The sequence below is a fragment of the Pseudacidovorax intermedius genome (assembly GCF_003350475.1).
In the GTDB taxonomy this organism is placed as follows: Bacteria; Pseudomonadota; Gammaproteobacteria; order Burkholderiales; family Burkholderiaceae_C; genus Xenophilus; species Xenophilus intermedius.
This window is the reverse complement of record NZ_QQAV01000001.1, coordinates 935,486-959,410: the sequence shown is the minus strand read 5'-3', so window position 1 is coordinate 959,410 and position 23,925 is coordinate 935,486. Positions and strand designations below refer to the sequence as shown.

Here is a 23,925-nt window from a genome sequence, read left to right as displayed (position 1 = left end):
TCGCGGCTCCACGCCGCGTGTGTGAGTATGGGTAGAAGAATAGGGTTTTCCCTAGTTTTCACAACCCCTGCTTCATGCTTTCCGCGCATGGCACCGCCGCGACCGCGACATGGGCTGTGAATTTCTACACTGGTGCGCATGAAGATCCAGCTGCTGTCGGACCTGCACCTCGAGACCTATCCCGAATTCGTCGCCCAACCCGCGCCAAGGGCGGAACTGCTGATCCTGGCGGGGGACGTGGGCTCCTACCAGCGTGGCTCGCAGCTCGCAGACCCCGACTTCGGCCTCGGCCGCTTCTCACCCAGGAAGGGCTGGCCGGTGCCCGTGATCTACGTGCCCGGCAACCATGAATACGACGGCCTGGATTTCGACGAGACCCATGCCCGCCTGCGCGAGCACTGCGAGGCGCTCGGCATCGTCTGGCTGGAGCGCGAGACGCATGTGCACCAGGGCGTGCGCTTCGTCGGCACCACGCTCTGGGCCGACTTCGACGCCCTGGCGACGCCGCAGGACGACACCGTCGCCCGCGTTCGCAAGCGCGGCAAGGCCATGCGCGCCGCCGATTTCTACCTGGCCAAGGCCGCCACCACACGCGGCGGCCAGCCCTTCATGGCAGCCGAGCTGCGCGCGCAGGCCCTGGCGTGCCAGGACTGGCTGCGCGAAGCACTCGCCCAGCCCTTCGATGGTGTGACGGTAGCCATCACTCACTTCGCGCCCTCGCTGGCCAGCGCCGACCCGCGCTACGGGCTGGCGCCGGGCACGGCTGGCTTTTGCAATGCGCTGGACGAGTTGCTGCCGCTGGCCGACGTCTGGATGCACGGCCACCTGCATTGCGCCTTCGACTACGTGAAGTCAGGCTGCCGCGTGGTCGCCAATCCGCGGGGCTACGAGGAGAAGGGCGAGCAGGCGGGATTCCTGCCGCTGGGTTGCGTGGAACTGCCTGCGCAGCCGCGGAGTCGACCATGAAGCGGCCGCCACCTGCTGCCGGCCACCCTGATCCAAGGAAGCATCCGATGACCCCACGATTCGCCCCTGGCGCCCGGCGCGCCACCTTCACCCTGGCCCTGATGCTGGGCCTTGCGGTCCTGGGCACCGGCTGCGCGAGCAGCGGCGCCGCCAGCGGTGGCAGCACGGCCTCCACCGGCGGCAGCGGGGTGGAGGTGTTCGGCACCATCGACGCCGGCGTCAGCGGCGTGCGAAACAAGTCGGGCCGCTGAGCGGCGGGACGCCACCCTGCGGATCACCCGGAAGCGCTCCAAGCGGCGAAGCGCGAAGGAGATCAGTCCTCGTACCTCGCCGGGCGCTTTTCCATTCCCGCGCGCACCGCTTCCACCTGCTGCGGGCTGCCGATGAGCGCCTGCTGCTCGCGGGCTTCGGCCAGCAGCAGTTCCTCCGGCGTGGCGTGGGCCGTCAGGCGCATCAGCCGCTTGGCAGCACGGATGGCGCTGGGGCTGCTGGTGGCGATCTGGCGCGCCAATGCCCGCGCTTCAGTCAGCGGATCGGCGCTGACCCGCGTCGCCAGGCCCAGCTCGGCGGCCTCGGCGCCGCCCACCACGCGGCCGGTGTAGACCAGCTCGCGCAGCCGGTCGCCGCGCACCAGCGGCGCGAGCAGGGCGCAGCCCGCCATGTCGGGCACCAGGCCCCACTTGATCTCCAGCACCGACAGGCGCGCATCGGCCGCCACCAAGCGGATGTCCGCCCCGGCCGCGAGCTGCAGTCCGCCGCCGTAGGCCACGCCGTGCACCGCGGCGATGACCGGCACCGGCAGTTCCTGCCAGCCCCAGCAGACCTGCTGGAAGCGGTTGGCGATGCCGTGGGTGCGCGGCAGCAGGTCGGTGAAGCCACCGGCGGGTTCGCCGCCCGCCATGCCGGCCATGCTGCCCATGTCCAGCCCGGCGCAGAAGGCGCGGCCCTCGCCATGCAACACCACGGCGCGCAGGCCGGGCTCGGCCTGCAGCTGTGCCAGGGCGTCCAGCAGCGCGTCGAACATGGCGGGGTCGAGCGCGTTCATCTTGTCGGGGCGGGCGAGCGTCACCTCGGCCACGCCGCCGTCCATGTCGATCCGCACGCGGGTGGGGGAAGTCATCGAAAAAAGTCTCCTGTGCAAAGCCCGGCGGCCGGTTCTCAAGCTGTGCGCTGGGCGCGGTCGGCCGCGTTGCGCGAGGCAATGGACTCGCGCGCCTTCGCCCAGTCCTCATCGCCCCAGGCGGCCAGGCTGGCGAAGTTGCCGCCGGTGGCCTGATATTGCCCGCCATCGATGGCAATCGTCTGTCCCGTGAGGTACTCGGCCTGCCGGCTCATCAGGAAGACCGCCAGGTTGGCCAGCTCGGGCATGCGACCGGCGCGCTGCATGGGATTGCCCTCGGGCTTGTGCTCGCCGCCCTGTGGATTGAGGCGCGCGCTCATGCCCTCGGTGGGGAAGAGCCCCGGCGCGATGGCATTGCATCGGATGCCGCGGTTGCCCCATTCCACCGCCAGCGACTGCGTCATCGCATGCACGCCCGACTTGGCCATGGCCGAGGGCACGGTGAAGGCCGAGCCGTTCCACACCCAGGTGGTCAGGATGGACAGCACGCTGCCGCGCTGCCCCGCCGCCAGCCAGCGCCTGCCGCATTCCAGCGTCATGTTGAAGCTGCCACGCATCACGATGTTGGCCACGGCGTCGAAGGCGCGCATCGACAGGTCCTCGGTGCGGCTGACGAAGTTGCCGGCGGCGTTGTTGACCAGACCCGTAAGCGGCCCGCCGTCGGCCCAGATGGCGTCGAGCATGGCCTCGATGGCCTCGGGCTGCCGCACGTCGCAGGCATGGCCGGCCGCCTTGCCACCGTGGGCGGCCATCAGCTCGCGCGCGGTCTGCTCCACCACCGGGCCGCGCCGGCCGCAGAGGTAGACGTCGGCGCCGAGCATCAGGAAGGCCTCGGCCATCACGCGGCCCAGGCCGGTGCCGCCGCCGGTCACGAGGATGCGTTCGCCGGCCAGCAGGCCGGGCTTGTACATGAGGTCGTCGAGGGTCATGGCTTCACGGGTGAGGGTGCGCCGTAGCGCGGTTCGCGCCGCTCCAGGAAGGCGCGCACGCCTTCCTGAAAGTCGCGCGTCTGAGTGCACAGCACCTGGTTGCGGTCTTCGAGGGCCATGGCCGCCTCCAGGCTGGCGGCGTCCACCGCATGACCCAGCGCGTCCTTGGTGAGGGCCAGGCCCAGCGGCGTGGCGCGCAGCATGTCGGCGCACAGGCTGCGCGCCTCGGCCTCGATCTCGTCCATGGGGCCCACGCGGCTGACCAGGCCCAGTTGCTGCGCACGCGGTGCGTCGATGAAGCGGCCGGTCAGCAGGTATTCGGCGGCCACCGAACTGCCGACCATGCGCGGCAGGAAGTAGCTCACGCCCACGTCGCAGGCCGACAGCCCGATGCGGATGAAGGCGGCGTTCATGCGCGCATCGGGCGTGGCCAGCCGGATGTCCGAGGCCAGCGCCAGCGCGAAGCCGCCGCCGCTGGCCGCGCCCTGCACCAGGCTCACGATGGGCTGCGGGCAGCGCCGCATGGCCACCATGATGTCGCGGATGCCGCGCTGGCGCTGCAGCATGGTGGCGGCATCGGGCATACGGTCGAGGTCCAGCGCCTGCAGGTCCAGTCCGGCGCAGAAGGCCCGGCCCGCGCCGCGCAGCACCACCACACGGGCGGAGGATTGCAGCGTCAGGCCCTGGAAGTACTGGCGCAGCGCGAGCACCAGCGTGTCGTCCAGCGCATTCAGGCGTTCGGGTCGGTGCAGCGTGAGCCAGGCGACGCCGGCTTCCTCGCGCACCTGCAGCACATCGTCGGCGGCGGGCATCGTCATCACAGCGCCCGCGAGATGACTTCCTTCATGATCTCGCTGGTGCCGCCATAGATGCGCTGCACCCGCGCGTCGGCATACATGCGCGTGACCAGGTACTCGTTCATGAAGCCGTAGCCGCCGTGCAGCTGCACCAGCTCGTCGAGCACGCGGCCCTGGGCCTCCGAGCCCCACAGCTTGGCCATGGAGGCGGTGGCCGTGTCCAGCTCGCCGGCCACGATCCGTTCCACGCAGCGGTCCATGAAGGCACGGCCCACCATGATCTGCGTGGCCACCTCGGCCAGCTTGAACTTGGTGTTCTGCATCTCGGCGATGGGCTTGCCGAAGGCCTTGCGCTCGCGCACATAGTCCAGCGTGGCGGCATAGGCACCTTCCATGCAGGCCACGGCGCTGACGCCGATGATCAGCCGCTCGTAGGGCAGGTCGCCCATCAGCTGGTAGAAGCCCTGGCCCTCCTGGCCGCCGAGCAGGCCATCGGCGGGCACCACCACGTTGTCGAAGAAGAGTTCGGAGGTGTCCTGCGCCTTCATGCCCATCTTGTCGAGCACGCGGCCCACGCGGAAGCCTTCGCGCTGCATGCCCGGCGCGTCGTCGCCGGCCGGTGCCGCATCGGTCTCCACGATCAGGATCGAGGTGCCGCGCGCACCCTGCGTGGGGTCGGTCTTGCAGACGACCAGGATCACGCCGGCCAGGAAGCCGTTGGTGATGAAGGTCTTGCTGCCATTGAGCACGTAGTGGTCGCCCTGCCGCTCGGCCCGGGTGCGGATGCCCTGCAGGTCAGAGCCGGCACCGGGCTCGGTCATGGCGATGGCGCCGATCAGCTCGCCGCGGGCCATGCGCGGCAGGTACTTGCGCTTCTGCGCCTCGGTGCCGTGATTGAGGAAGTAGTGCGCCACGATGGCGTGCACCGAGTTGCTCATGCCGGAAAGGCCGCGGCGCGCCATCTCCTCGTAGATCACCGCCTCGTGCCGGAAGTCGCCGCCACCGCCGCCGTACTCCTCGGGGATGTCGGTGCACAGCAGGCCCAACTCGCCGGCGCGGCGCCAGAGCGCGTGGCCGACGTGGCCGCGCTTGCGGGCGGCCTCGTCGTGCGGCTGCATCTCGGATTCGATGAAGCGCACGGCGGTGTCGCGCAGCGCCTCCAGCTCTTCGTTGCTCCAGGAGCGGGTCAGGTTCAGTGGCATGTCTGTCTCCTTGTCGGGCGCAGCCGGCCGCGCCGGGCTGCGCGATCGGTCAATTGACGTTGCGGCTGCGACCTTCCCAGAAGGGCTTGCGCAGCTCGAACTTCTGCAACTTGCCGGCGGCCGACAGCGGCAGCGCGGCGCGGAACTCCACCGAGCGCGGGCACTTGTAGCCGGCGATGTGCGCGCGGCAGTGGGTGATGACCGCCGCCTCGTCCAGCGACTGGCCCGCACGCAGCACCAGCACCGCATGCACCCGCTCGCCCCAGCGCTCGTCGGGCACGCCGATGACGGCGCACATCGACACCTGCGGCAGCTGGGCGATGGCGTTTTCCACCTCGGCCGAATACACGTTCTCGCCGCCGCTGACGATCATGTCCTTGAGCCGGTCGACCACGAAGAGGTAGCCGTCGGCATCGAGCCGGCCCATGTCGCCGGTGTGCATCCAGCCGTCCCGCAGCGCCGCGGCCGTCTCGGCCGGCTTGTTCCAGTAGCCCTGCATCACCATGGGACCGCGCGCGGTGATCTCGCCCACCTCGCCGGGCGGCAGCTCACGGCCTTCGCCGTCGACGATGCGCACCTCGGCGATGGGCACCGGCCGGCCGGCGGCGCGCAGCAGGCGCTCGCGCTGCGGGCCGGGACGGTGCTCCTCGGGGCCGAGGGTGACCACGGTGGGCGCCAGCTCGGTCATGCCGTAGGCCTGGGCGAAGTCGGCGCCGGGCAGGGCAGCCATGGCCTGCGCCAGCAGCGTCGCGTCGATGGGCGCGGCGCCGTAGAGCATCAACCGGAGGCTGGAGAGGTCGAACTCGGCGAAGCGCGGATGCTCGATCAGCCGCTTGATCATGGTGGGCACCAGGAACATCTCGTTGGCCCGGTGCGCCTGCACCGCCGCCATGATGGCCACCTCGTCGAAAACCGGCACGATGACCTGCGGCACCAGCCGCTGCGCCATCAGCAGCGACAGCCCGCAGCCCGCCACATGAAACATGGGGGAGACGACCAGCCCCACCTGCACGCCCACGCGCGGCACCGCGCTCGCGTTCGACAGGGCATTGATGTACAGGTTGTCATGACCCAGCATCACGCCCTTGGGCCGGCCCGTGGTGCCGCCGGTGTACATGACGGCGGCCAGATCGGTGCCGCCGCGCCGCAGGTCGTCGCGAGGTGCGGCCTCGGCCAGCAGGGCTTCGTAGCCCAGCGCGCCCTCGGGCGGCGTGCCGCGGCCGCAGAAGATCACCGTGCGCAGGCTGCGCGACAGCTGTCGCAACTGCGGCACCAGCGGGGCGAAGGCATCGTCCACGATCAGCACGCGGGTGTCGCAGTCGTCCAGCGAGTACGCGACCTCGTGCGGATTCCAGCGGATGTTGACCGGGTTGACCACGGCGCCCGTCCACCAGCAGCCGTAGAAGTACTCCAGGTAGCGCACCGAGTTGAGGGCCATCATGCCCACGCGGTCGCCCGGCGCCACGGCCAGCGCGGCCAGGGCGCCGGCCAGGCGCTCGATGCGGCCGGCGAGCTCGGCCCAGCTGCGACGTTCGTCGCCGCAGATCGCTGCGGTCTCGTCCGCCTTCTCGCGCCTGCCCTTGTGGATGGATTGGGTGAGGGACATCGTCATGGCCGTGCGCTCCGCGGCCGTCAGACCTTCGCGCCCCAGGCGGCCAGCACCTCGTCCAGGCTGGCGGCCTGCGGGGCCATGGGCTCCGTCGGCGTGCTGCGCGAGAAGCGCGGCGCCGGCGCCGGCTGCACCACGCCATCGACCTCGGTGAAGGTGCCGCGCGCGCGGTTGTGCGCATGCTGCGGCGCCTCGTCCCAGTCCAGCACAGGCGCGAAGCAGGCGTCGGTGCCTTCGAGCAGGGCGCACCATTCGTCGCGCGTGCGGGTGCGGAACACGTCGGCCAGCCGCAGCTTGAGCAGCGGCCAGCGGGCCGGGTCCATCTGGCCGTCGAAGAGGGGATCGTGGATGCCGCAGCGCTCGCGCAGCTCGGCATAGAACTGCGGCTCGATGGCGCCGATGGCCACGTACTTGCCGTCGGCGCAGGCATAGGTGTCGTAGAAGTGGGCCCCGCCGTCCAGCATGTTCTCGCCGCGCTGGTTGCTCCACTGGCCCTTGGCCTTGAAGCCGTACATGAAGGCCGACAGCAGCGCCGTGCCGTCGGTCATGGCCGCATCGATGACCTGGCCACGGCCGCTGCGGCCCGCCTCGTGCAGGGCGGCCAGCAGGCCCACGGCCAGCAGCATGCCGCCGCCGCCGAAGTCGCCCACGTAGTTGAGCGGCGGCACCGGCGCCTCGCCCGCGCGGCCGATGGCATGCAGGGCGCCGCTGATCGCGATGTAGTTGATGTCGTGCCCGGCCGCCTTGGCCAGCGGACCGTGCTGGCCCCAGCCGGTCATGCGGCCGTAGACCAGCCGCGGGTTGCGGGCCAGGCAGTCGTCGGGGCCCAGGCCCAGGCGTTCCATCACCCCGGGGCGGAAGCCCTCCACCAGCAGATCGGCCTTGTCGATCAGTGCCAGCGCCGCCGCCTGGCCGTCGGGGCCGCGCAGATCGATGGCCACCTGCCGGCGGCTGCGGGTGGTGATGTCCTGCGGGTCGGGCGCGACGCCGGGTCGGACGATGCGCAGCACCTCCGCGCCCAGGTCGGCCAGCAGCATGGCGCAGAAGGGGCCGGGGCCCAGGCCGGCGAACTCGACCACCCGGACGCCGTGGAGCGGACCTGCCATCGCGTTGTCTCCTTGTGTGTGCATGGCGCGGGCCGGCCTTGTCGCCGGTCCCTGCCCCGATCATGGCGCAGCCGGCGCCGGGCCCGGAATCGTCGGAACGGACGAAAGTGCCGCGTCGCGCTTCAGGCGACCGGCAGCAATGCGGACCAACGTTCGCGCACCGCCTCGGGCAGCGGCGCCGGCCGGTGCGTGGCCGGGTCGATGGCCACCAGCACGGCCTCGCTGTCGGCCTGTAGCGCTGCGCCATCGAACAGCCGGCAGCGCAGCACCACCGAACTGCGGCCGAGCGCCTGCACGCCGGTACGCAGGCGCCAGGTGACCGGCACGGGGGTGGCGCGGTGCATGCGCAGGGCAATGTGGGCCACCATCACATCGACGCCGCCCGTGAGCGGCAGCCGGCTGGGATCGGCGCCGCCATCCAGCCACCAGCGGGAGCGGCCGTGCTCCAGGTAGCGGGCCAGTGCCACATCCGACAGCAGTCCTTCGGCGTCGACATCGGCGTACCGGGTGGCCAGCAGCTCCTCGATGGCCTGGGTGGCGGGCGCACCGAAGGCCGCATGCACCTCCGCGGGCAAGGGGCGCGGCTGTTCGTGCAGGCGCAGCTGCTGCACGAGCGCCGCGGGCAGCGGCACGCGCTCGCCGTCCTGCCAGGCCGCCAGCTCGGTGTGCTGCAGGCCGATGCAGCGGCCCTGCTGGAAGAGGGCCGTGGCGATGTGGGCCGCCTCGGCATCGACACACAGCAGCGCCACGCCAGCCTCCAGCGCCTCGGGATAGGTGCCCTCGGCCAGGAAGTCCGTCCACAGCCCGGCGGGTCGCAGGCGCAGACCATCGCCCGCGGGCTGCAGCAGCACCGCATCGAGCCAGCGGACGCGCGCCTCGATGTGCAGGCCGATCACCGCGGCATTGTTCAGGTGCCGCAGCAGGTCCAGGTCGGCATGCCTCGGCGCCAGGGTCGTATGCCAGCCGTAGGCCTCGCGCGCTTGGCGCCAGCCCTGGCGGCGCATGGCTTCGTGAGGAGGGGCGGCAACACCGCTCATGCCGTGGGCAGCCGGTAGTCGCGGTACTGCTCGCGCAGCCGCGTCTTGAGCAGCTTGCCCGTGGCCGTGTGGGGCAACTCGGGCACCACGATCACGTCATCGGGCAGCCACCACTTGGCGATGCGGCTGGCCAGGAAGTCGAGCACCGATTCCTTGGTGGGCTGATGGCCCGCGCGCGGCACCACCAGCAGCAGCGGGCGCTCCTGCCACTTGGGATGGGCCACGCCGATGATGGCCGCCTCGGCCACGCCCGGATGGCCCATGGCCGCGTTCTCGACGTCGATGGACGAGATCCACTCGCCGCCGGACTTGATCACGTCCTTGGCCCGGTCCACCAGCTGCAGGTAGCCGTCGGTGTCGATGGTGGCCACGTCGCCGGTGCTGAAGTAGCCCTCGTCGTCCATCGGCGATCCGCCCTCGCCCTTGAAATAGCCCGAGGCGATCCACGGGCCCCGCACGCGCAGGTGGCCGCGCGACTGGCCGTCCCAGGGCTGCACCTCGCCCATGTCGTCGACCAGCTTGAGGTCCACGCCCCACACGCCGCGGCCCTGCTTGAGCTTGACCTTGACCAGTTCGTCCTCGGCCATGCTGTCATGCTTGGGCAGCAGCTTGCTGATGACGCCGATGGGGCTGGTCTCGGTCATGCCCCAGCCCTGAACCACCTGGGCGCCGAACTGCTTCTCGAAGCGCTCCAGCATGGCGCGCGGCACGGCGGCACCGCCGATGCCGATCATCTTGACGCCCAGCGCGCGCGGGTCGATCTCGGGGTGCGCGTCCAGGTACTGGAAGAGCATCAGCCACACCGTGGGCACGCCCTGCGAGAAGGTGACCCGCTCGTCCTTCATCAGCGTGTAGACGCTCTCGCCGTCCATGTGCGGCCCCGGAAACACCAGCCGCGTGCCCACCATGGCCGCCGCATAGGGCGTGCCCCAGCCGTTGGCATGGAACATGGGCACGATCAGCATCACCGTCTCGCGCGAGCTGATGCCGAAGGTGTCGGGCGCCAGCTCCATCAGCGTGTGCAGCATGGTCGAGCGGTGCGAATAGAGCACACCCTTGGGATTGCCGGTGGTGCCGGACGTGTAGCAGAGCGAAGAGGCGGTGCGCTCGTCGAAGTCGGGCCAGTCGTACTGCTCGCTCTGGGCGGCGAGCAGCTCGTCCCAGCAGCGCAGGTCGGGCAGATCCAGCGCCGGCATGTGCTCGCGCGAGCTCATGCAGACGTAGGTCTTCACCGTCTTGAGCTTCGGTGCCAGCTTCTGCACCAGCGGCGCGAAGGTCACGTCGAAGAACAGCACGCGGTCTTCGGCATGGTTGGCGATGTACTCGATCTGCTCCGGAAAGAGCCGCGGGTTGACGGTGTGCAGCACGGCGCCTGTGCCCGAGACGCCGAAGTACAGCGCCAGGTGGCGCCAGCTGTTCCAGGCCAGCGTGGCGACACGCTCGCCGCGCTGGATGCCCAGCGACTGCAGCGCATTGGCGATGCGGCAGGCGGCATTGCGCACGCCCAGCCAGTCGGTGCGGTGCGTGCCGCCCTCGGGCAGGCGCGAGACGATCTCGGTGCGCGGATGGAAGCGCGCCGCATGCTCGATGAGCGAAGAGATCAGCAGCGGGCGGTCCTGCATCAGGCCGAAGAGGGGTTCGGACATGGGGGTGTCTCCTGGATGCGGTTGCGGTGCGGTGGCGGCTCAGCTGCCGAGCAGCTCGCCGAAGGGCACGTAGCGCGTGCCATCGAAGCGCACCGGCTGCATCTTCTTGATGGGGAAGAAGTCGTCGGCACCCGTGCTGAGCGTGATGCCCGGGTAGAGCATGGGCAGCGCCATCTTCAGGCTCGCGGCCTGCTTCATGACGTTGGCGCGGGTCAGGTCGTCGCCGCAGCGGCGCAGCACCTCGGCCAGCGTCTGGGCCTGCGAGTAGCCGATGACGTTGAGCGAGTCGTTCGGGTCGCCCGCCGGGTAGTACTGCTTCATGAAGGCCAGGTAGTCGGCCAGCTCGCGCGTGCCCTGGTTGCCCGGGTCCGAGGGCTCGCGCAGGTAGGTGGCGGTGATGATGCCCTGCGCGTTGTCGGCACCGGCCGGCTTGATGACCGAGCTGATCGACAGCGACACGCTCACCAGGTAGTGGGCCGGCTTCCAGCCGATGTCGGCGGCCTTGCGGATGGACTGGGCCGCGAACTTGGGCGTGGTGATGTTGATGAAGGTGTCGGCGCCCGAGCCCTTGAGCGCGACCATCTGGCTGTCCACCGTCGGGTCGGTCACCTCGTAGGTCTGCTGGCTCACGACGAACTGCTTGGCCTTGTCGCCGAAGCCGTCCATCACGCCCTTGAGGTAGTCCTTTCCGAAGTCGTCGTTCTGCATCAGGATGCCGACCTTGGCATTGGGCCGGTTGGCCATGATGTGGCGCGCGAAGAGCGCGCCTTCGAGCTGGTAGGTGGGCTGCCAGCCCATGGTCCACGGGAAGGTCTTGGGGTCGCCCCAGCGCGTGGCGCCGGTGGAGACGAACAGCTGCGGCACCTTGCGCTGGTTCATGTAGCGCTGCACGGCCTGGTTGTGCGAGGTGCCCAGCGCGCCGAACATCAGCAGCACGCCGTCGCGCTCGACCAGCTTGCGGGTCTGCTCCACGCTCTGCGCCGGGTTGTAGGCATCGTCGGCCGACAGGTAGGTGATCTTGCGGCCGTTGATGCCGCCCTCGGCATTGAGCTTGGCGAAGTAGGCCGCATGGGTCTTGCCGATGGTGCCGTAGGCCGAGGCCGGGCCGGAGTAGGGCACGAAGTTGCCGACCTTGATCTCGGTGTCGCTGGCCCCGGTGTCGTACTTCTTCTGGGCCTGCGCGGCAGGCGCCAGGGCCAGCAGCGAGAAGGTGGCGAGCGCGGCCCCCAGGCCGCGTGCGATGGAAAGGCGCATGGTTGTCTCCTGGTTGTCGTCGGCCCGTTCTGTGTGGTGTGGGCCTTGGTGTGGGGTCGCGAGGCGATGGTAGGAATCGCCTCTGCCGATGCCCATCGTCGGTTCCGACGATTGGGCGGGCGCATGGGGAATCAGCCTGCGCTGCGGGGCGGGAACACGGGCTCGCGCTTCTGCACGAAGGCGCGCACGCCCTCCGCGAAGGCGGCACCGTCGATCAGCTCGCGCTGGCGCTCGGCCTCGTAATGCAACTGGTCGGCCAGGCTGCCGGTGGCGGCGGCGTCCAATGCGCGGCGCGCCTCCATCGCGGCATGGGCGGGCAGGCGCGCCAGGCGGCGGGCGAGGGCGAGCGCCTCGTCCTGCAGCACGGCATCGTCCGCGCACCCCCACACCAAGCCCCAGTCCAGCGCCTGCTGGGCCGACAGGCGCTCGCCCAGCAGCGCCAGGCCCATGGCCCGTGCGCGGCCCAGCCGGCGTTCGATGAACCAGGTGGTGCCCAGGTCGGGCACGATGCCCAGCCGCGGCAGGAAGGGCAGGAAGAAGTAGGCCGAGCGGGCCATGAGCGTGAAGTCGCCCGCCAGCGCCAGGCCGGCACCGGCGCCCGCCGCCGCGCCGTTGACGGCGCAGACCACGGGCATGGGCAGGGCCTGCAGGTCGAGGATGAGCCGGTTGGAGAGCGCATGCATGGTGTCCGCCGTGTGCGCGCCCAGCGTGCGCCCATCGTCGGCCGGCACGCCGCCCATGGATTGCAGATCGGCGCCCACGCAGAAGCCCTTGCCTTCGCCGGTGAGCACCAGGGCGCGCACGCCGGTATCGGCGGCCAGTTCGGCCAGCCGCGCGCGCAGCTGCTGCTGCAGGCCGATGCCCAGCGGATTGAGGCGGGCGGTGTTGCACAGCGTGAGCACGGCCACCTCGTCGTGGCGGTGCAGTCGGAGCACGGTGTCGGTGTCGGCGGTCATGCGGCTTTCCTTGGGCGTTGAAGGTCGAGGCAAAGAGGGCTCAGCGCCGGCGCGCGAGCCGGGTCCGCAGCCGGTGCAGCAGCCCCATCACCCCGCCGGGCATCACGAACATGAAGAGGATCAGCACCACGCCGTACACGGCCCAGGGTGCGGACTTGGACACCTGCTCGGCCAGCCCCGGCACGAAGAGGATGAACAGGGCGCCGAACAGCGCCCCCCACAGCGTGCCCACGCCGCCCACCACGATGCCCACCAGCAGCGAGATGGAGAGGAAGAAGGTGAAGGAATCCGGCGCCACGAACTGCACCGCGATGGCCGCCAGCGCGCCGCCCACGCCGGTGTAGCCGGCGGAGACGGCAAAGGCCATGGACTTGGCATGCGCGTTGTTCACGCCCATGGCCTCGGCCGCCATGCCGTGGTCGCGGATGGCCCGCAGCGCCAGGCCGCTGCCGCTGTCGATCAGGTTGCGCGCGCCCCAGAACAGCAGCACCGCCACCGCCAGCGCATAGAGGTAGAACCACTGGTCGGCATCCAGCGGCAGGCCCCATGGCGCCTCCGGCTTGGTCAGCACGATGCCGCCCACGCCACCGGTCCAGGCCTCCAGGTGCTTGTACTTGAGCAGTTGCGGCATGGCCACGCCCAGCGCAAAGGTGGCCAGCGCCAGATACAGGCCTTCGAGCTTGAGCGCCGGCCGGCCGAAGAGGTAGCCCACCCCCAGGCTCACGGCGCCCGCAGCCGGCACTGCGAGCCAGTAGGGCACGCCGCCGCGGTCCATGAGGATGCCGGCCGCATAGGCGCCGATGGCGTAGAAGGCGCCATGGCCCAGCGAGATCTGGCCGTTGTAGCCGGTGAGGATGTTCAGCCCCACCAGCGCCACCGCATAGGCCAGCACCATGGTGGCCTGGAAGAGCTGGTAGCCCTGCGCGATGAAGGCCAGAGCCACGCCGGCCACGATCAACGCCACTGCGAAGACAGATGAGGGCGAGAGCCGCCGCCTCGCGGGCGCTGCCTTCAGCGGCATGGCATCGGAGCTGAGCAAGGTGGACATGACGTTCAGACCCTCTTGACGATGCGCCGGCCCATGAGGCCGGCCGGCCGCACGATGAGCACGCCCACGATCAGCACCAGCGCCACCGAGAGCTTGAGCTCGGTGCCCACCACGTAGCTGCCCATCAGGTTTTCCAGCACGCCCACCAGGAAGCCGCCGACCACCGCCCCCACCGGGTTGTCGATGCCGCCCAGCAGCGCGCCGGCGAAGGCATAAAGCAGCACGCCGGTCATCATGTGCGGATCGAGGAAGACCACCGGCGCCACCATCATCCCGGCCACCGCGCCGATGGCGCCGGCCAGGCCCCAGCCCAGCATCAGCATGCGACCCACCGAGATGCCCACCAGCCGCGACGAGGCCGGGTTCTGCGCCGCGGCCCGCATGGCCAGGCCCAGCGGCGTGAGGCGGAAGAAGCCGAAGAGCAACGCCACGATGGCCAGCGCCACGGCGATGGCGCCCACCTCGTGCGCGGACATCAGTGCGCTGGCGTACCAGGCGTCCTTGGGAAAGGGGCTCGGAAATTCCTTGATCGTGTAGCCGAAGAGCCAGCCCGCCAGGCTGTGGAAGACCACCAGCAGCCCGATGAAGACCACCACCTGCGCCAGGTCGGTGGCCTTGTGCATCGGCCGGATGATGGCGAATTCCACCGCCGCGCCCATCACGAAGGACAGTGCCACGGTGGCGAAGAAGGCCGCCCAGTACGGCAGCCCCGCCTGCATCAGCGACCAGGCGATGAAGGTGGAGAACATCGCCATCTCGCCCTGGGCGAAATTGATGTGGTGCGTGGCCTGGTAGATCATCACCAGCGCCAGCGCGACGGTGGCGTAGATGCCGCCCGTGGCCAGGCCGGCGAAGAGCTGGTGCAGGAATGCGTCCATGGTGTACTCAACCTCCCAGGTAGGCGCGGCGCACCGCATCGTTGCGGCCCACGTCCTCGCTGGCGCCGTGCAGCACGATGCGGCCCGTCTCCAGCAGGTAGGCGGTGTCGGCCAGTTCCAGCGCCAGGCGCGCGTTCTGCTCGACCAGCAGGATGGCCATGCGCTGCTCCTGGTTGATGCGCCGCATGATGGCGAAGATGTCGCGCACCACCAGCGGGGCCAGGCCGAAGGAGGGCTCGTCCAGCAGCAGCAGGCGCGGCTCGCCCATCAGGGCGCGGCCGATGGCCAGCATCTGCTGCTCGCCGCCGGAGAGGGTGCCGGCCTGCTGCGCGCGCCGCTCCTTCAGCCTGGGGAAGTAGGCATAGATGCGTTCCAGCGCCTCGGCCATGGCCGCGCGGCCCGGATGTCGCGGCCGGGCCTGGGCGCCCAGGCGCAGGTTCTCCTCGGCCGTGAGGTGCGCGAAGGTGCCGCGCCCGTCGGGCACATGGCCCACGCCCAGGCGGGCGATCTGCTCGGTGCTGCGGCCGTCGATGCGCTCGCCGGCCAGCCGCACCTCGCCGCGCACCGACACCATGTGCCGGCAGATGGCGCGCAGCAGCGTGGTCTTGCCCGCGCCGTTGGCACCCAGCAGCGCCGTGACGCGGCCTTCGGGCACGTCCAGGTCGATGCCGTGCAGCACGGCGGTGGGCCCGTAGGCGGCGTGCACGCCGCGCAGTTCAAGCAGCGCGGGCATGCTGGCGCACCTCCAGGGCCGGCTCGGCGGCGCCGTCGTCGCCCAGGTAGGCGCGGATCACCTCGGGATGGCGGCGCACGGCCTCGGGCGTGCCCTCGGCGATCTTGCGACCGAAGTTAAGCGCGACCACCTTGTCGCTCACCCGCATGACCAGGCCCATGTGGTGCTCCACCAGCAGCACCGTCAGGCCCAGCCGCGCACGCAGCGCGAGGATCAGGTCGCCCAGGCCCTCCAGCTCCTCGTGGTTGAGGCCGCAGGCAGGCTCGTCCAGCAGCAGCAGCCGGGGGCGCGCCGCCAGCGCGCGTGCCAGCTCCACCCGCTTCTGGGTGCCGAAGGGCAGGTCGGCGACGCGGCGGTCGGCCACGGCACCCAGGTCGAGCAGGGCAATGAATTCCTCGGTGCGGGCCTCGGCCTCGTCCTCCAGCCGGCGTGCGCCGGGCAGGCGCAGCGCATCGCGCAGGAAGCCCGCATGCTGGTGGGTGTGCGTGCCCACGCGCACGTTCTCGCGCACCGTCATGCTGGCGAAGAGCGCCAGGTTCTGGAAGGTGCGGCCGATGCCCAGCGCCGCCATGCGGTGGCGCGGCAGCGTGGCCAGCGCGCGGCCGGCGAACGCGATGCGCCCGGCCTGCCAGCCGTACAGCCGCGAAAGGCAGTTGAACAGCGTGCTCTTGCCCGCGCCGTTGGGCCCGATCAGGCCGCAGACCTGGCCGGCGGCCACGTCGAAGCCGACGCCGTCCAGCGCCACGATGCCGCCGAAGCGCACCGACAGCCCCTCGATGCGCAGCAGGGGCGTGGCGGTGGCGGCATGTCTGTCTCCGAAGTCCTGGGTCATGGAAGTCCTGCCCTGGTGTTGTGATGGAAGGGCCGGCGCGCGCCGGTCCGCGCCCGGGCTTCGACAGGCTCAGCCTGAACGGTCCAGGGTCGCCGAGCGTGCATCTCCCGTGGAGATGGCCCGGCCGCGGCTCAAAGCCGCTCGACGATGGTCACGTTGGCCATGCCGCCGCCTTCGCACATGGTCTGCAGGCCGTAGCGGCCGCCGCGGTCGTGCAGGGCATGCACGAGCGTGGTCATCAGCTTGGTGCCCGAGGCGCCCAGCGGATGGCCCAGGGCGATGGCGCCGCCGTTGACGTTCAGGCGCGCCGGGTCGGCGCCCGTCACCTGCAGCCAGGCCAGGGGCACGGGCGCGAAGGCCTCGTTGACCTCGAACAGGTCGATGTCGTCGATCTTCATGCCGGCCTTCTGCAGCGCGCGCTGCGTGGCGGGGATGGGCGCCTCCAGCATGATCACCGGGTCGTGGCCGATCATGGTCATGTGGTGGATGCGCGCGAGCGGCTTGACGCCCAACGCCTTGAGGCCGCGCTCGTTGACCACCATCACGCCGGTGGCGCCGTCGCAGATCTGGCTGGCGGTGGCCGCCGTGCAGCGGCCGCCCTCCTGGATCAGCTTGACGCCGGCGATGCCCTCCAGCGTGGCGTTGAAGCGGATGCCCTCGTCCACCGCATGCGGCTGGCCCTCGCCCTCGGCGCCGCCTTCGGCGCTGCGGGCCTCGACCGCCAGGATCTCCCTGGCGAAGCGACCCTCGTTCGTCGCAGCCACGGCACGCTGGTGGCTCTGCAGCGCGTAGACGTCGAGCTGCTCCTTCGACAGGCCGTACTTCTTCGCCATCATCTCGGCGCCCATGAACTGGCTGAACTCGACGCCAGGGTAGCGCTTCTGCATGGCCGGGCTCATGTAGCCGCCCAGGCCCGCCTTCAGCGGCAGCGCGTTGGGCGTGAACATCGGCACGCGCGACATGCTCTCCACGCCAGCGGCGATCACCACGTCCATGCTGCCGCTCATCACCGCCTGGGCCGCGAAATGCAGCGCCTGTTGCGAGGAGCCGCACTGCCGGTCGACCGAGGTGCCGGGCACCGACTCGGGCAGCGAGGAGGCCAGCACCGCATTGCGCGCCACGTTGGTGGCCTGCTGGCCCACCTGGCTGACGCAGCCCATGATCACATCCTCGACCAGCGCCGGATCGGCGTCGGCGCGGCGCACCAGTTCGTCGATCACCTGGGCCGCGAGGTCCACCGGGTGCCAGCCCGAGAGTTTGCCGCCGCGCCGGCCGCCGGCGGTACGGGTGGCGGCGACGATGAATGCTTCTGCCATGGTGTCTCCAGTCTCCAATGCGGTTCGTCGGAAGTCCGCGTGGATTCTGGGCGGCGAGGGCGGCGGCGTCGCTCGTCCGAAGCGACGAATTTCGATGGCCACGCGACGCGGCGGTACCTCAGCCCGCCTGCGCAAGCGCCCGGGCGGCGTGCTGCAGCGCCGACGCCACCTGGGGCCCGGCAGGCGCGGGGCCCAGCCGCAAGGCATCGCGCGCCAGCAGGCGGCCTCGGCGGTGGGCCTGTGCCGGACTGCGCACGGGCCGGGCCAGCCGACGCAGCCAGGCCTGTGCGCGGCGGCGGTCGGCGTCGGGCCATGCGTCCTGCGCCAGCATCTGCCCCAGCGCGAGCACCGCCTGCCCGGTGGCCAGCACGGCCAGGCCTTCGCGTGCGGCACGCCCCGGGGCCAGCCCGGCCGCGTCGGCGCACCGGACCAGGCGCAGCACGCGGTGCTGCAATCGGGCCCGCCACACCGCGGCGCGTTGCCAGGCCTTTGGCTGTGCGGCCATGGCCGCGACCTCCGCCCGCATCAGCGCCGACAGCTGCGCATAGCGACGCCGGCCGCCCGGCGGAAAGACGAGGCGGAAGGCCGCCAGCGCCACCAGCGGCCCGGCCACCACCGCCGCCGCCTCGGCCAGCCCCGTCGGCCAGGCGAACGCCCGGGCATGCATGGGCTGCAGGAGCAGCAGGCCGACGAGATTGAAGTCGAAGCCGAAGCGCGCCGTGCGTGGATGTGCCAGCACGAAGGCGCCGGCCAGCACCAGCGGCAGGCACATCAGCAACCGCCCGACCGCACCATCCACCCACGGCCAGAGCAGGGCCTGCACCGCCAGCGCCGCGGCGGCGCCGAGCAACTGGCCGCAGAACACCGAGCGCATGATCCGCGCCGGGTCGTCGGCGGTGGAAAAGAGCGTGGTCATCACCGCCACGCCCAGCATGAGCAGCGGCGCCGCAGACCAGCCGGTCGCCAGCCACAGCCCCCCGATGAGGCCGAGCGTGAGGGCGGAGCGCAGGAAGGTCTCGCGCGCGGCGATCCAGTCGCGGTGCAGCACGACGGTCGGCTCGAAAGCGGGGCGCGCATCGGGACCGGTGCCGACGCGCGCGTGCGCGCTTGCGCTGCCGTGAGGGCCTTCGATGCTGCAAGCCGCCTCGCCGAGGCGACGCAGCACGGCCGCCAGTTCGGCGTCCAGCGACTCGGCGACCGTCGCGGCCTGCAGGAGCGCCGGGCCCACGGGCCGGCCGGCGCCCGCGGCGTCGAGCGCAGTCTGCAGCGCCGCGACCAGCGGAGCGCCCTCCGTGTGAGCCGGCGCCCGGGCCCCGGGCCACCAAAGCAGCAGGCCGACCTGGGCGGTCAGCGCCTGGCGCAGCGCACGCACCTCGCGGCGGGAATCGAGGCGGCCGGCGACCTGCAGCTCCAGCCCTTCCTCCAGCCGTGCCAGTTCGGCCAGCTGGGTGTCGCGCGCCGTGTGCGCCGGCAGCGCCCCGGTGCGCGCCCAGGCGGCCAGTTCGCGCAGCCGATCCAGGCAGAGGGTGCGCATGCGAACGTGCAGCGCATCGGCCGGCGGCCGGGCCGCGAAGCGCAGGCTCACGGCCAGCGCCACCACCACGCCCAGGCCGATGGTCAGCAGCCGGTCGAGGCCGAAGGCCGCGATGTGCGTCGGATGGCTGGCGTCGAGCAGCGCCACCATCGCCGCCGAATAGCCGGCCAGCAAGGTGCCGTAGCTGGCAAAGCCGCGCAGCAGCTGGCCCGCGCCCGCGCACAGTCCGGCCCACAGCGCCAGCCCGGGCACCAGCACCGCCGGCGAGCCGTGGCCCAGGGCCACCAGCGCCACGCCGTAGAGGGCACCGGCGGCCGTGCCCAGCAGGCGGTACAGGCTCTTCTCGATCAGGTGGCCGCGCAGCGGCTGTGCCGCGATCCACACGGTCATGGCCGCCCATTGGGGATGGTCCAGGCCCAGCAGGCCCGCCAGCAGCAGCGCCATGCCCGAGCCGGCCGCGGTGCGCAGGGTGAACGCCAGGCGGGCAGGCTCGAAGCCGAAGCGGCGCGCGACTCGCTCGAAGGACATGGAGGTGCCTTCGGCAGGGACGTTGGGGCGGACGTTCACTGGACGCCCTTCGGATTGGCCGGGCAGGCGCTCATTCCCCTGCCTCCATGGCCTCGATGCCTTCGCCGATACGGTCGAAGCCATCGAGCAGCGCCTGCAGCTGCGCGTCGTCCAGCCCGGCGAGCATGCGGCCTTCCACCCGGTCCAGCACCGCCTGGATGCGCCGCACCACCGCGCGCCCGTCGCGGGTGAGGAAGAGCCGCCAGGTGCGGCGGTCCTGCGGATCGTCGCGGCGCTCGATCCAGCCGGCGCGGGCATGCTGGTCCAGCAGCCGCACCAGGCTGGAGCCGTCGATGCCGATGCGCTCGGCCAGCTCCCGCTGCGTGAGCCCGCCCCCCGCCTCGGCCAGGTACATCAGGGGCGGCCAGCCCGCGTCGGTCAGGCCCAGGGCGGCAAGTTGCGCGTCCAGCGCCCGGCGCCAGCGACGGGCCAGCACGACGAAACGCATGCCGAAGCGCTGGCGGGGCAGGGCGGGGGTGTCGTCATCCATGGGGAGGATGATAGGCGAATCATTTGAATTCCAACGATTTGGAGGGTATCGATTTGCGCCGTGACTGCAGCCTGGATGCGAGCGAGCCGAACCCCGCCGGGGGACGGGCCGCAAAGTCTCTCGTTTGACAGCCCAGGGTCCTGCTGACAGACTAGTTGCCTGACCAGTTCAACAGGGAGCTTTCCGATGCACACATGGCCCGTCCAGGACGCCAAGGCGCGGTTCAGCGAATTCCTCGATGCCTGCCTCGAGCAAGGCCCGCAGATGGTGACCCGCCGTGGCGCCGAGGCGGCCGTGCTGGTGCCGGTGCAGGAATGGCGCCGGCTGCAGTCGGCGGCCCGTCCGTCGCTCAAGCAACTGCTGCTGTCGGACGACGGCCGCACCGACCTGCTGGTACCGCCGCGCGGTCAGGCGCGTCGGCGCAAGGTGGAGCCGCAGCGGTGACGCAGGGCTACCTGCTCGACACCAACGTCGTCTCCGAACTGCGCCGCCTGCGCCCGCACGGCGCGGTGGTGGCCTGGTTGAAGTCGCTGGACGATGCGCAGCTGCATCTTTCGGCGGTCACGCTCGGCGAGATCCAGGCCGGCATCGAGCTGACGAAGGAGCAGGACGCGGCCAAGGCCCAGGAGATCGAGGCATGGCTCGCGCAGATCGCCAGCGCCTACAACGTCCTGCCCATGGACGCCGGGGCTTTCCGGGCCTGGGCGCGGCTGATGCACCGGAAGTCCGACACGCTTTACGAAGACGCCATGATCGCCGCCACCGCCCAGGTGCACGGCCTGACGGTGGCTACGCGCAACGTGGCGGACTTTCATGCGCTGGCCGTCGAGGTGTTCAATCCCTTTGCGGCATCCTGAGCACTGCGGCACCGGCTACCGCGGCGCCATCCGGATCGCCCCATCCAGCCGCACACACTCCCCGTTGAAGTAGCCGTTGGTGATCATCGTCTCGGCCAGGTGCGCGTACTCGGCCGGGTTGCCCAGGCGCTTCGGGAAAGGCACCGAGGCCGCCAGCGCCGCCTTGACGTTGTCGGGCGCGCCCTGCAGCAGCGGCGTGTCGAAGATGCCGGGCAGGATGGTGTTGACGCGGATGCCCTCGCCCATCAGGTCGCGGGCGATGGGCAGGGTCATGCCCGCGACGCCGGCCTTGCTGGCCGAATAGCTCGCCTGGCCCATCTGGCCGTCGACCGCGGCCACCGAGGCGGTGTTGACGATGGCGCCGCGCTCCCCGTCCACCAGGGGCTCCAGCGTCAGCATGCCCGCTGCCGACTTGGCGATGCAGCGGAAGGTGCCCACCAGGTTGATCTGGATGATGCGGTCGAAGTTGGCCAGCGGAAAGTGCTTGATCTCGCCGGTGGCCTTGTCCCGGCTGGCGGTCTTGACGGCATTGCCGGTGCCGGCGCAGTTGACCAGCACGCGCTCCTGCCCGTGCGCGGCGCGGGCCTTGGCGAAGCCGGCATCGACCGAGGCCTCGTTGGTCACGTCGACGGCGCAGAACAGGCCGCCGATCTCGCGTGCCAGCGCCTCGCCGGCCGCTTCGTTGAGGTCGAACAGCGCGACCTTGACGCCGTGCGAAGCCAGCCGCCGCGCGGTGGCGGCGCCCAGGCCGGAGGCACCGCCGGTGACGACGGCGGCGATGGTGGCATCGAGTTGCATGAAGGGGCTCTCCTGTGTCGTGGTGAGGGGCGCCTGCCAGGGCGGCAGGCGAAGGCGCGTGTTCGGTCAGAGCGGGTGGAAGCGCCGCTGCTGCGCCGCCATCTGCCGCAGCAGTTCGGGCGGCGCATAGGCGGGGCCGTGCGCGGCATGGGCCTCCAGCCGCCGCAGCAGCTCGGCCGCACCGAGCCAGTCGGCGTACTGCAGCGGCCCGCCCAGCCAGGCCGGAAAGCCCACGCCCAGCAGCAGGGCCATGTCCAGCTCGGCGGCGCTGGCGACGCTGCCGTCCTCCAGCGCGGCGATGGCCTCGGCCAGCAGGGGCAGCATCAGGCGTTCCACGATGGCCTCGTCGGCCATGGGCGTGAAGCCGCCGGGCGCCAGGTCCGCCAGCAGGGCCTGGGCAGCGGGGTCGGCGCTGCGGCGCGGCTTGCCGACGGCGTCGCGTTCGTAGCGGTAGAAGCCGGCGCCGCTCTTCTGACCCAGCCGACCGGCACGCACCATGCGGTGCACCGGGTTGGCGTCGATGGCGCGCATGCGCTTCGGATGGCCGGCGGTGATCACGTCGCCCACATGGGCGCCGGTGTCCATGCCCACCACGTCGTTGAGCCAGGCCGGGCCCATGGGCCAGCCGAAGGCCTCCATAGCGCGGTCGATGGCGGTGAAATCCACGCCCTCGGCCACCAGTTCGTTGAAGGCATTGAAGTAGGCGGTGAGCACGCGGTTGACCAGGAAGCCCGGCCCGTCGGCCACCACGATGGGCGTCTTCTTCATGGCCAGCGCGTAGGCCACCGCGGCGGCCACGGCCGCGTCGCTGGTCTGCGGGCCGCGCACGACCTCGACCAGCGGCATGGCCGGCACGGGGTTGAAGAAATGCATGCCGACCAGGTTCTGCGGCCGGGCCAGTGGCCGGGCGATGTCGGCCAGGCGCAGGCTGGAGGTGTTGGTGGCGATCAGCGCATCGGGCCGCAGCTGCGGCTCCAGCGCGGCCAGCACCTGCTGCTTGACCGCCAGCCGCTCGACGATGGCCTCGACCACCAGGTCCGCCGCATCCAGGCCCGCGTCGTCCAGCTGCGGCGTGATGGCGGCCAGCACCGCGTCGGCCCTGGCCTGCGACAAGCGGCCCGCCTGCACGCGGCGGCCCAGCTGTTTGGCGGCCTCGGTCATGCCCAGGTCCAGCTGGTCGGCGCGGATGTCCTTCATGCGCACGGGAATGCCGGCCAGCGCACTGCTGAAGGCGATGCCGCCGCCCATGATGCCGGCGCCGAGCACGGCGGCCCGGGCGGGCGCCCTGGCGCCGGCGGCCTGCTTCTTCGCCGCCTTGCGCACGGCCTGTTCGTTGAGGAAGGTGCGCACCAGCGAGGCCGCCGCCTGCGTGCGTGCGACGCGGCCGAAGGCCTCGGCCTCCAGCCGCAGGGCCTCGTCGCGCGGCTGCGACGCGCCGTCGGCCATCATGGCCAGGGCCATGGGCGCGGCAGGCTGATGGCGACCCAGGCGCGGGGCCAGCTCTTCCAGCACCTGCTGCGCCGTGGCCGCGAAGGCAGTGGCATCGCCGGGCAGCGCAGCGTGCTTGCGCGCGACCTGGGCGCGCCAGTCCACGTCGCCCGCGACGCATCGGCGCAGCAGGGCCAGCGCGTCGTCGCGCAACGCATCGGGCTCGGCCACGGCCTCGACCACGCCAGCGGCATGGGCCGTGCGCGCATCGGCCGGCGTGCCGGTGGCGACCCAGCGCATGGCCGTCCCCAGCCCCGCCACGCGGGCCAGCCGCACCGTGCCGCCGAAGCCGGGGAACAGGCCCAGCTTGACCTCGGGCACGCCCACCTGGGCGGCGGTGGACATCACCCGCAGCGTCGCGGCCAGCGCCAGCTCCAGCCCACCGCCCAGCGCATAGCCGTTGATGGCGACCACGGTGGGCACCGGCAGATCTTCCAGCGCGACGAAGACCTCGTTGCTACGCCGCACGCCGGCCGTGATGGCCTCGGCGCTCTGCTGGAAGGTGGCGCCGAACTCGGTGATGTCGGCGCCGACGATGAACACGTCCTTGGGGCTGGTGATCAGCACGCCCCGCAGGCCGGTGTCGGCCGCGAGCAGGGCCACGGCCTCGCGCAGCTCGGCGACGGTGCGGGCGTCGAACTTGTTGATGGCCTCGCCGCGGCGGTCGAAGACGAGCTCCACCAGCCCATCGGCCAGGGGTTGCAGGCGGATGCTGTTTCCTTCGAACACGGTGTTGTCTCCTGGGTGTCTCTGGCCTGAAAG

Annotated in this window: 23 protein-coding genes; 4 read left to right on the top strand and 19 right to left on the bottom strand. The window is 71.3% G+C overall.

The genetic code is table 11. From position 1 onward, the window contains the following. Nucleotides 1-138: 138 nt before the first annotated feature. Nucleotides 139-966: a metallophosphoesterase gene (locus tag DFR41_RS04260; protein ID WP_114801804.1), complete on the top strand. Its 828-nt coding sequence runs from the start codon at nt 139-141 to the stop codon at nt 964-966. A gap of 47 nt (nt 967-1,013) precedes the next feature. Continuing rightward, nucleotides 1,014-1,217 (top strand): hypothetical protein, encoded by a 204-nt coding sequence (locus DFR41_RS27635; RefSeq protein ID WP_017760188.1) that lies wholly within the window; start codon nt 1,014-1,016, stop codon nt 1,215-1,217. Between the two features lie 62 nt (nt 1,218-1,279). Here DFR41_RS27635 and DFR41_RS04250 read toward each other — a convergent pair whose 3' ends face one another. The 17 genes from DFR41_RS04250 to DFR41_RS04170 all read right to left on the bottom strand — a co-directional run bounded on the left by DFR41_RS04250 (nt 1,280) and on the right by DFR41_RS04170 (nt 20,020). Then, nucleotides 1,280-2,086: a crotonase/enoyl-CoA hydratase family protein gene (locus DFR41_RS04250; protein WP_114801802.1), complete on the bottom strand. Its 807-nt coding sequence runs from the start codon at nt 2,084-2,086 to the stop codon at nt 1,280-1,282. Between the two features lie 38 nt (nt 2,087-2,124). After that, nucleotides 2,125-3,015: an SDR family oxidoreductase gene (locus DFR41_RS04245; RefSeq protein WP_114801801.1), complete on the bottom strand. Its 891-nt coding sequence runs from the start codon at nt 3,013-3,015 to the stop codon at nt 2,125-2,127. Further along, nucleotides 3,012-3,833, bottom strand: coding sequence for an enoyl-CoA hydratase/isomerase family protein (locus tag DFR41_RS04240; RefSeq protein WP_017760104.1), 822 nt, complete (start codon nt 3,831-3,833; stop codon nt 3,012-3,014). Before DFR41_RS04240 ends, DFR41_RS04245 begins: the two co-directional genes overlap by 4 nt. Continuing rightward, the gene (locus DFR41_RS04235; protein ID WP_114801800.1) at nt 3,833-5,014 is read right to left on the bottom strand and encodes an acyl-CoA dehydrogenase family protein; all 1,182 of its coding nucleotides are present in this window, start codon (nt 5,012-5,014) and stop codon (nt 3,833-3,835) included. Before DFR41_RS04235 ends, DFR41_RS04240 begins: the two co-directional genes overlap by 1 nt. Before the next feature lie 49 nt (nt 5,015-5,063). After that, entirely contained in the window at nt 5,064-6,626 is a 1,563-nt protein-coding gene (locus tag DFR41_RS04230; protein WP_114801799.1) for an acyl-CoA synthetase, read from the bottom strand. A gap of 20 nt (nt 6,627-6,646) precedes the next feature. Continuing rightward, nucleotides 6,647-7,729: a CaiB/BaiF CoA transferase family protein gene (locus tag DFR41_RS04225; protein ID WP_114801798.1), complete on the bottom strand. Its 1,083-nt coding sequence runs from the start codon at nt 7,727-7,729 to the stop codon at nt 6,647-6,649. A 122-nt stretch (nt 7,730-7,851) separates the two neighbouring features. Then, nucleotides 7,852-8,766, bottom strand: a complete 915-nt coding sequence (locus DFR41_RS04220) for a thioesterase family protein (RefSeq protein WP_147284315.1) — start codon at nt 8,764-8,766, stop codon at nt 7,852-7,854. Next, the gene (locus DFR41_RS04215; protein ID WP_114801796.1) at nt 8,763-10,412 is read right to left on the bottom strand and encodes a long-chain-fatty-acid--CoA ligase; all 1,650 of its coding nucleotides are present in this window, start codon (nt 10,410-10,412) and stop codon (nt 8,763-8,765) included. Before DFR41_RS04215 ends, DFR41_RS04220 begins: the two co-directional genes overlap by 4 nt. 39 nt (nt 10,413-10,451) lie before the next feature. Next, complete coding sequence (locus DFR41_RS04210) at nt 10,452-11,666, bottom strand: ABC transporter substrate-binding protein (protein ID WP_114801795.1); 1,215 nt, start codon at nt 11,664-11,666, stop codon at nt 10,452-10,454. 131 nt (nt 11,667-11,797) lie between these two features. Then, nucleotides 11,798-12,622 (bottom strand): enoyl-CoA hydratase-related protein, encoded by an 825-nt coding sequence (locus DFR41_RS04205; RefSeq protein ID WP_114801794.1) that lies wholly within the window; start codon nt 12,620-12,622, stop codon nt 11,798-11,800. Between the two features lie 40 nt (nt 12,623-12,662). Next, a complete protein-coding gene (locus DFR41_RS04200; RefSeq protein WP_114801793.1) occupies nt 12,663-13,670 on the bottom strand; it encodes a branched-chain amino acid ABC transporter permease in 1,008 nt (335 codons plus the stop codon). Between the two features lie 5 nt (nt 13,671-13,675). Beyond that, on the bottom strand, nt 13,676-14,548 hold the full coding sequence (locus tag DFR41_RS04195; protein ID WP_114801792.1) for a branched-chain amino acid ABC transporter permease: 873 nt from the start codon (nt 14,546-14,548) through the stop codon (nt 13,676-13,678). Nucleotides 14,549-14,555: 7 nt separating this feature from the next. Then, nucleotides 14,556-15,281 carry an ABC transporter ATP-binding protein gene (locus tag DFR41_RS04190; RefSeq protein WP_114801791.1) on the bottom strand — a complete coding sequence of 242 codons (726 nt, stop codon included), beginning with the start codon at nt 15,279-15,281 and terminating at the stop codon, nt 14,556-14,558. Continuing rightward, nucleotides 15,265-16,113 (bottom strand): ABC transporter ATP-binding protein, encoded by an 849-nt coding sequence (locus DFR41_RS04185; RefSeq protein ID WP_114801790.1) that lies wholly within the window; start codon nt 16,111-16,113, stop codon nt 15,265-15,267. Before DFR41_RS04185 ends, DFR41_RS04190 begins: the two co-directional genes overlap by 17 nt. A 131-nt stretch (nt 16,114-16,244) precedes the next feature. Further along, nucleotides 16,245-17,429: an acetyl-CoA C-acetyltransferase gene (locus tag DFR41_RS04180; RefSeq protein ID WP_114801789.1), complete on the bottom strand. Its 1,185-nt coding sequence runs from the start codon at nt 17,427-17,429 to the stop codon at nt 16,245-16,247. 118 nt (nt 17,430-17,547) lie between these two features. Beyond that, nucleotides 17,548-19,491 (bottom strand): FUSC family protein, encoded by a 1,944-nt coding sequence (locus DFR41_RS04175; protein ID WP_170159312.1) that lies wholly within the window; start codon nt 19,489-19,491, stop codon nt 17,548-17,550. 70 nt (nt 19,492-19,561) lie between these two features. Continuing rightward, entirely contained in the window at nt 19,562-20,020 is a 459-nt protein-coding gene (locus tag DFR41_RS04170) for a MarR family winged helix-turn-helix transcriptional regulator (RefSeq protein WP_244917640.1), read from the bottom strand. A gap of 186 nt (nt 20,021-20,206) precedes the next feature. Here DFR41_RS04170 and DFR41_RS04165 point away from each other — a divergent pair, with 186 nt between their 5' ends. Together DFR41_RS04165 and DFR41_RS04160 are read left to right on the top strand one after the other, a co-directional pair. Then, nucleotides 20,207-20,464: a type II toxin-antitoxin system Phd/YefM family antitoxin gene (locus DFR41_RS04165; RefSeq protein ID WP_114801787.1), complete on the top strand. Its 258-nt coding sequence runs from the start codon at nt 20,207-20,209 to the stop codon at nt 20,462-20,464. Further along, nucleotides 20,461-20,877, top strand: a complete 417-nt coding sequence (locus tag DFR41_RS04160) for a type II toxin-antitoxin system VapC family toxin (protein WP_114801786.1) — start codon at nt 20,461-20,463, stop codon at nt 20,875-20,877. The genes DFR41_RS04165 and DFR41_RS04160 overlap by 4 nt, the downstream gene beginning before the upstream one ends. A 15-nt stretch (nt 20,878-20,892) precedes the next feature. Here DFR41_RS04160 and DFR41_RS04155 read toward each other — a convergent pair whose 3' ends face one another. Both DFR41_RS04155 and fadB read right to left on the bottom strand, forming a co-directional pair. Next, nucleotides 20,893-21,675, bottom strand: a complete 783-nt coding sequence (locus tag DFR41_RS04155; protein ID WP_114801785.1) for an SDR family NAD(P)-dependent oxidoreductase — start codon at nt 21,673-21,675, stop codon at nt 20,893-20,895. Nucleotides 21,676-21,741: 66 nt separating this feature from the next. After that, nucleotides 21,742-23,892 (bottom strand): fatty acid oxidation complex subunit alpha FadB, encoded by a 2,151-nt coding sequence (fadB, locus tag DFR41_RS04150; RefSeq protein WP_114801784.1) that lies wholly within the window; start codon nt 23,890-23,892, stop codon nt 21,742-21,744. Nucleotides 23,893-23,925: the final 33 nt, after the last annotated feature.